Source organism: Brevibacillus reuszeri, from assembly GCF_002897295.1.
In the GTDB taxonomy this organism is placed as follows: domain Bacteria; phylum Bacillota; class Bacilli; order Brevibacillales; family Brevibacillaceae; genus Brevibacillus; species Brevibacillus reuszeri_A.
On sequence record NZ_BEXF01000042.1, the window covers coordinates 23956 to 30776 of the forward strand.

General features: G+C 48.5%; 7 protein-coding genes. 1 reads left to right on the forward strand and 6 read right to left on the reverse strand.

The window, feature by feature from the left end:
- Positions 1 to 389: 389 nt before the first annotated feature.
- Together C3B52_RS33355 and C3B52_RS33360 are read right to left on the reverse strand one after the other, a co-directional pair.
- Complete coding sequence (locus tag C3B52_RS33355) at positions 390 to 2180, reverse strand: M3 family oligoendopeptidase (RefSeq protein WP_103110639.1); 1791 nt, start codon at positions 2178 to 2180, stop codon at positions 390 to 392.
- 145 nt (positions 2181 to 2325) lie between these two features.
- A complete protein-coding gene (locus C3B52_RS33360; RefSeq protein WP_103110640.1) occupies positions 2326 to 3270 on the reverse strand; it encodes an MBL fold metallo-hydrolase in 945 nt (314 codons plus the stop codon).
- A 252-nt stretch (positions 3271 to 3522) separates the two neighbouring features.
- Here C3B52_RS33360 and C3B52_RS33365 point away from each other — a divergent pair, with 252 nt between their 5' ends.
- Positions 3523 to 4041, forward strand: a complete 519-nt coding sequence (locus tag C3B52_RS33365) for a Crp/Fnr family transcriptional regulator (RefSeq protein WP_103110641.1) — start codon at positions 3523 to 3525, stop codon at positions 4039 to 4041.
- A 28-nt stretch (positions 4042 to 4069) separates the two neighbouring features.
- Here the strand turns inward: C3B52_RS33365 and hmpA are convergent, their stop codons facing one another.
- From hmpA to C3B52_RS33385, 4 genes are all read right to left on the reverse strand, one after another.
- Positions 4070 to 5287, reverse strand: a complete 1218-nt coding sequence (hmpA, locus tag C3B52_RS33370; protein ID WP_103110642.1) for an NO-inducible flavohemoprotein — start codon at positions 5285 to 5287, stop codon at positions 4070 to 4072.
- A 114-nt stretch (positions 5288 to 5401) separates the two neighbouring features.
- Positions 5402 to 5884, reverse strand: coding sequence for a DinB family protein (locus C3B52_RS33375; RefSeq protein ID WP_103110643.1), 483 nt, complete (start codon positions 5882 to 5884; stop codon positions 5402 to 5404).
- 36 nt (positions 5885 to 5920) lie between these two features.
- Positions 5921 to 6466, reverse strand: a complete 546-nt coding sequence (locus C3B52_RS33380) for a GNAT family N-acetyltransferase (protein ID WP_103110644.1) — start codon at positions 6464 to 6466, stop codon at positions 5921 to 5923.
- A gap of 128 nt (positions 6467 to 6594) precedes the next feature.
- Positions 6595 to 6821 (reverse strand): zinc ribbon domain-containing protein (locus C3B52_RS33385; RefSeq protein WP_164685041.1); only part of this gene is annotated, 227 nt, incomplete at its 5' end.

Genomic DNA, 6821 nt, shown 5'->3' on the forward strand with positions numbered 1-6821 from the left:
AAGCGCGTCAAACAAATAACAACTTATTCGAGGTGAATAACTTTGTGGATGAAGCTAACTGCTGTCGCCTTGAACATCCTCTTTGGGATCGCAGGAGTCTATGTTCTCATATTTGTCATAATGACTGGTGGTGCACTTGATGGTAGCCGATCTCCAAGTACTAGCCCCTTAGGGTATTTGGTTATCCTGATTTACTTGTTCATTTGTTTGGGAACGAATTTTCTTTTTGCCCGAAAGTCGCCGAGTATCTGGAGGTATTGCCTAACAAATGTTTCAGTATGGCTCGTTTCATTTTTCCTAACCATTCTTTTATAGGGCATTGCTTATCCGACAATCAAAAAAGCCTGCCGACGAATCGACAGGCTCACTTACTCTATATCCCGATGAAATTATGCTTCTTCCGTCAAACGCAGGAACTCTTCAATATCTGCTACAGCCAGATCAACCGCTGCTTGCCAGAAATCGACGGAGGTCATGTCTTCTCCCAGATGCTTTTTCGCCAAATCCTCGACCATCAAGCGTCCGGTGTCTTGCAGGAGCGCATCGTACTTCGCAGCGAAGCTCTCGCCTTCTGCCAGTGCCCGTGCATAAACACTCATGCTGAACAGGTAGCCGAACGTGTATGGGAAGTTGTAGAACGGATAGCTTGTAATGTAGAAGTGCAGCTTGGAAGCCCAGAAGTGTGGCTCGTATTCTGCAAGCGCTCCTTTATAAGCACTCTCCTGCGCTTCGAGCATGAGACGATCCAGCTCAGCTGCACTGACGAGACCATTTTTGCGCTGCTCGTAGAAGTTTTTCTCGAACAGGAAGCGAGCATGGATGTTCATGAAGAAGGCCACTACAGATTGCAGCTTATCTTCCAGCAAAACGAGGCGCTCATCGTCATTGGCTGCATTTTTCACCGCAGCATCAGCCAGGATCATTTCCGCAAAGGTAGACGCTGTCTCCGCTACGTTCATCGCATAGTTTTGTGCGAGTGGCGGCAGGTCCCACATCACTTGCTGATGATAAGCATGCCCCAGCTCATGAGCCAATGTCGAGACATTGCTCGCATTGCCAGCATAGGTCATGAACACGCGGGACTGCTTGCTCACCGGGAAGCTCGTGCAGAAGCCACCTGGACGTTTGCCCGGACGGTCCTCAGCCTCAATCCACGCTTCGTCAAAAGCCTGCTGAGCAAACGATGCCATATTTGGATTGAAACGGTTGAAATGCTGAACAATCAATTTTGCCGCTTCATCGTAGGAAACCTTTTTGTGTGTTTTTCCGACTGGAGCCGAAACATCGTACCAGCTCAGCTTTTCAATGCCGAGCAGCTTCGCCTTGCGCTCCAGGTAAGCAACCAATCGATCCTTGCGATTGTCGATCGCCTGCCACATCGCATCCAATGTTTTTTCCTGCATACGTCCGATATCAAGCGGCTCACGAAGTACGGAATCCCACCCGCGATGGCGATACAAGGACAGACGGAATCCGCCCAGATGATTCAGAGCCTGTGCACATAGCTCGGTTTCCTTGCCCCACGCTTCTTGCCATTTTGCAAAAACTTGTGCACGAACAGCGCGATCAGGATGACTCATCAGGTTGGCAGCTTGCCCCACCGACAGCTGCTTCAGCTCACCATCCTGCTCGATCTCGATCGTCATGCGTCCTACGACTGCATTGTACAAGTCCTGCCATGCGTGATAGCCGTCCACTGCCAGGTCATTTGCCAATACTTCCTGCTCAGGAGGCAGTTTTTCCTGGGCGCGGCGACGTCTTTCTTCCAGCACAAACGCAATTGGCTGCAAGTCTTCCTCTGCGAGCAGCGCTTTCCAGTCTGACTCCTCGATGCTTACCAGACGCTCTTCCCATCCTGTCAAAGCCGCTCCAAAACTAGCAGAGATCGTTTTTACTCGTCCACCGAGCAGCTTTGCTTGCTCGTCCTTGACATTTTGTGCGGTCAGGCAAGAGATATATGCCCCGGCTTGTCGCACGCGCACAGCTATGCTTTGTACTTCATCCACGACTTGCAGAAACGTATTTTTTTCGTTCCACGCCAGATCGGATTGGTCGACCCGTGCCTTTAGGCTAGCAATATCTGTTTCCAGCAGCCCAAGAAACGAACGAAATGGTTCCGACTCGCTTCCACCTGGAAAAAGGACATCCAGGTCCCAGCGTTGTGGCAATGTTTTTCCCATATGTATCCCTCCTGATCATCTCAATGGCTCAAAACTAAACAAAACTCTAACGATAAATTAATTTCTATAATAATCCTTTGATTCCTTCCCTGTATCAGCTGTTTCCTTCCGTAGAAAAAGACTGCGAAGTACACAGTCTTTTACACTACTTTCCTGGCAATGAATAGGTTTCCCCTTGGCGCTCCACCACAATCCGGTCTCTTTCTTCGCCTGCCGCAGCAAGGAGACGCTCGATTGGCTCTTCGACAGGCTCACGGGAAAGGACGAATGTATTCCAATGAATCGGTACGAGCCATTGCCCGCCGCTTTGTTTAAACATTTGCCACGCTTGCTCCGGTGTGCAGTGTGCCCTCTGATAGGAATCTGGCTTATACGCACCAATCGGCATAAAGACTAGATCAATTTTGCCGAACTGCTGCGGATAGTGCTCCATGGAAATGTACGCTGTATCACCGGGATACAAAATGCGCACGCCGTTTTTTTCGATCATGTATCCATTGTACCCGTAATCGTGATTCCACGGAAAACGATTGCCCCAATGACGCACGGGTATTGCCGTAATGGTTACGCCTTCTTTTGTGGTTGCCGTATGCCCTGGCTGTATTTCTTCGTACGACCCAAACGGCATTTTGGCGATCAGTCTACTTGTATTTTGCGCCGTAATGACATGGGTAGAGCGACGAGCCAGCTTGCGAAGACTCGGCAAATCTACGTGATCCATATGCGCATGAGACAAGAGAATCAAATCAATTTCACCTAATTCATCAAAGGTGAGGGCTGGAGGAGTAAAACGTGTCGGGCCAAAATGAAGCACCCCGGCAACACGCAGTCCCAGCTTTTCTCCAATGACCGGATCAGTGAGAATCTTCGTACCAAATAGATTGAGCAAAATAGTCGAGTGGCCCACCCATGTGAAGGTTACTTCATCATCGCGCCAATCCGCTGGTTTCGGCTTGGCATCCAAATGCCGATACGGTGGTTTGGGAAGCTGGCCCATGTGGTACCAATAGCGATAGCCCACATATCCAATCAACGCCAAAATCAGCACTGCAAGGAGGGAACCAGCCCAGAGAAAAAAGGTGCCAAGCATGGAATACCTCCTTTTATCTAAAACTGACTCCCTCATTATAGCAAACAGCAGCATTGATCTAGCAAGGGTAAAAGCGGAGCAAACTGTTGAAATGGCAAAGAATTCCCGATTGCAAGGAGGCCAAGCAAAAAGCACCTGATTATCCATCACATGTACGGATAACAGATGCTTTGCTTTGTTTGTATGATATACTGCTATCTGCGATCATCATGATTACGTACAACCACACATGCCACAATCAAGGAGGTTCTCATGATTCTGCACAAGGGAGAGGTACTGTTTCGCCAAGGAGAAACAGGGCCGCTTTTTCACCTAAAGAGTGGTTTGCTCAAAATCAATCGCGTACATGCTGACGGCACATTGACCTTGGTGAATGTCATCATACCAGGCGAGACTATTCCTCATCACTCGCTGCTCAGTCCGAATCCTTATTATGGGACAGCCGTAGCACTCGTCACCTGTGAGGTAGAGGTTCTATCCGCCTCGGATTGGTACCTGGAGCTGGAGCATAACCATGCCAAATGCAGAGAAATTGCTCTACAGCTGCAAGGCAAGCTCCGCATGATGCAGCAGCGTATCGATCAGCTCTCAGAGGTATCGCCAGCTGAAAGACTGAACAAGCTTCAGCGCTGGTTTCAATCGTTTGTTCCTGTCGATTCCCTGTCAGAGGTGCTGACTCAAGACGAAATCGGTCAGTTTATCGGTCTGCGCCGCGAGACTGTCAACCGCCTTTTGCGTGCACAGGCCCAGGCTCAAGCAGAGAAAAAATAGCCGAGCAATTTCCTAAATGTTTCGTGGTTTATTCCAGACTTCCAGCAGGACCAAAGAACTCATAGTGAATATCTGCTGCCGGAACTCCCCATTCTTTCAGCGCCCGATTCATTGCTTTCATGAAAGGGACGGGACCGCAGAAATAGAAGCTCGATTCTTTTTGCGAAACCACGCTCTGCAGCCAAGGCAGGTCCACGTAGCCCTCTTTATGAAAAGCATTTTCCTCGCGATCCCGATCAGTTGGTTTCTCATAGCACCAGTAATACGTCAACTGTGGATGCTTTTTGGCCAGCTCCTCTACAGCGCCTTTCAAGGCATGCAGATTGCCATTTTGCGCAGCGTGGATGAAGGTTACTGGACGCTCTGGGTTCTTTTTCAGCGATTCTGTAAGCATACTGATCATTGGTGTCAAACCGACGCCACCGCTGATCAGAACGAGTGGGCGCTTATCTTCCTGATCCAGTGTGAAGTCCCCTGCCGGAGCGGACAAGAGCAAGACATCCCCTTCACCTATTTTCTCCGCCAAGTAGACGGATACTTTTCCAGCCGGTTTGTCGCCCAACGCGTCTTCTCGCTTAACCGAAATACGATAATACGCATTTCCCGGAGCATCCGACAGAGAGTACTGACGGATATGCGTATTTTTCTCTCCGGGTATATCTACCTTGACACTTACATACTGCCCAGGCTCATAAGTGGAAATCTGCTTGCCGTCTTTTGGCACCAGATAAAACGAATGAATGACGTCACTTTCTGCGACCTTGCGCTGTACCACGAACTCCCGGAAATCTGCCCATCCACCTGGCTGTTCACAAGCCTGTTCATACATCTCAGCTTCTACACTGATAAACGCATCAGCAATAACTCCGTACGCATCAGCCCATGCCTGAATGATTTCATCCGTCGCAGCATCTCCCAGCACATCCTTGATGGCAGCGAGCAAGTTCTCTCCCACGATCGGATAGTGCTCTGGCAGAATACCGAGACTGCGGTGCTTATGACCAATTTGCTTCACTACTGGCAGAATCGCTTCCAGATTGTCTATGTGCAAAGCTGCTGCATAGACCGCATTTGCCAGTGCGGTTTGCTGTCTGCCCTGTTTTTGATTAGCATGGTTAAAAATGTTCAACAGCTCTGGATGCTTCCCAAACAACATTTCATAAAATCGTTTTGTTATCGCTGTCCCGTGCACTTCCAAAACGGGTACAGTAGATTTAATCACGTCAATAGTTTGTTGGCTTAGCATGGGGCCCCTCCTCGATTTCATCGTGTCATCTTCATGACTCAAGTCTACCGGATGGTCCCGCTTGCTCATGTGATTGTAATCACAGGAAAATGAAACGATTTGTGACGATAGACTTTACTGCCCCTCCCCATGGCTCTTGTAAAGCTTGCGAATGTACACGATTTGACCGATATGAAAAGCGTTATGTGTCGATACGTTGCCGAGTACCGCCCACCAAGGCACAGGTTCCCCGAATCCATGTACGTTACTTGCCACCTTTTCCTCCGTTAACAGGGGCTGCCACTTTAGCAGTACTTCTAGCAGCTTTTCTTTTAACATTGCAAAGGTATGATTTTCGGGAATGAGAAAGCTTTTGTTGTTATCTCCGATGGACGGCACTGCCTGAACGTCGTTTTCTATGTATCTGGTTTGCCACGTCTCATTCCAATAGATGAGATGCTGCGCAAGCTCTGCAATACTGTTGCTATCCTCACTTGGCTTCCAAAATGCTGCTTCCTCAGATACATCCCTCACGGAATCAGAAAAGGGAAGATACCAGCTTGGATCGTTCGCATTGGCTAACAATTGATCTGCTACTACATCTTTTGCATGAGCCATGTTTATCGCCACACTCCCTTGCGCATCTGCGCCTTTTTATAGATTGAATCTTCCCATAATAATGGCGTTGTAGTAGTTGCCATCAGCAAGGATTCGATCGTTTTTCAAAATGCCTTCGATTTCAAAGCCGAGTCTTTTATACAAGTCGATGGCTTTCTCATTGGTCTCGACCACACTCAACGTCATTTTTTTGATCCCGCTTGTGTCTGCCCACTCTATTGATTGCTTTAATAGATTTTTCCCGATCCCGTATCCCCAGAATTCCTTCAATACACATACGCCGAACTCTACCTTGTGCGCGAATCTCTTTAAATTAATGCCTTCGCATCTGGAAAAGCCGACGATTCGATTATGGACGACAGCAACGAGAAACAGGTTCCTTGGACTTTCTGTATCCATCAGAATGATCTGCTCGAATCCAGGTACATCGATGAACGCCTCTCCTGGTTCCCTGTCCATATTCTCCGTTTCGCCATCGATTTGCACGCGTAATGCAGACAATTCCCCGGCATCTGCTATGCTCGCAGAGCGAATTGTATAAAGCAGCCCATTTCCTTCGAATTCTTGTTTGTCTACGACCATGACGTCCCCCTTCCTGCTAGATCACTGCTTGACACTCCCCATGCCTAAAGACAGGGGATTCTTGGGTAGTCACTCCTAACAGAGTGAAATATACCAAGCTATCCCTGTGAGTCCCACAGTTTAGTTGGCTACGCCAACAATCGAAGTCCTTCTTGCTCAATATTGATGGCAGCGTTTTGGTCACGATCATGTTGGACGCCGCAGTTCGGGCATATCCAACTACGCAAGTTTAGATTTTTTACGTCCTTGTTACGGTATCCACAGTTTGGAGTCGAGCAGAGCTGGCTGGAAGGGAATTGTTTCCCAACAATTGAGACCTTTCTGCCATACCATTCTGCCTTATACTCCAGCATCG

Excerpts from the sequence above, each read along its gene's own strand:
- C3B52_RS33355 (WP_103110639.1), bottom strand. The coding sequence starts at position 2,180 with ATGGGAAAAACATTGCCACAACGCTGGGACCTGGATGTCCTTTTTCCA.
- hmpA (WP_103110642.1), bottom strand. The coding sequence starts at position 5,287 with ATGCTAAGCCAACAAACTATTGACGTGATTAAATCTACTGTACCCGTT.
- C3B52_RS33380 (WP_103110644.1), bottom strand. The coding sequence starts at position 6,466 with ATGGTCGTAGACAAACAAGAATTCGAAGGAAATGGGCTGCTTTATACA.
- C3B52_RS33365 (WP_103110641.1), top strand. The coding sequence starts at position 3,523 with ATGATTCTGCACAAGGGAGAGGTACTGTTTCGCCAAGGAGAAACAGGG.
- C3B52_RS33360 (WP_103110640.1), bottom strand. The coding sequence starts at position 3,270 with ATGCTTGGCACCTTTTTTCTCTGGGCTGGTTCCCTCCTTGCAGTGCTG.
- C3B52_RS33375 (WP_103110643.1), bottom strand. The coding sequence starts at position 5,884 with ATGGCTCATGCAAAAGATGTAGTAGCAGATCAATTGTTAGCCAATGCG.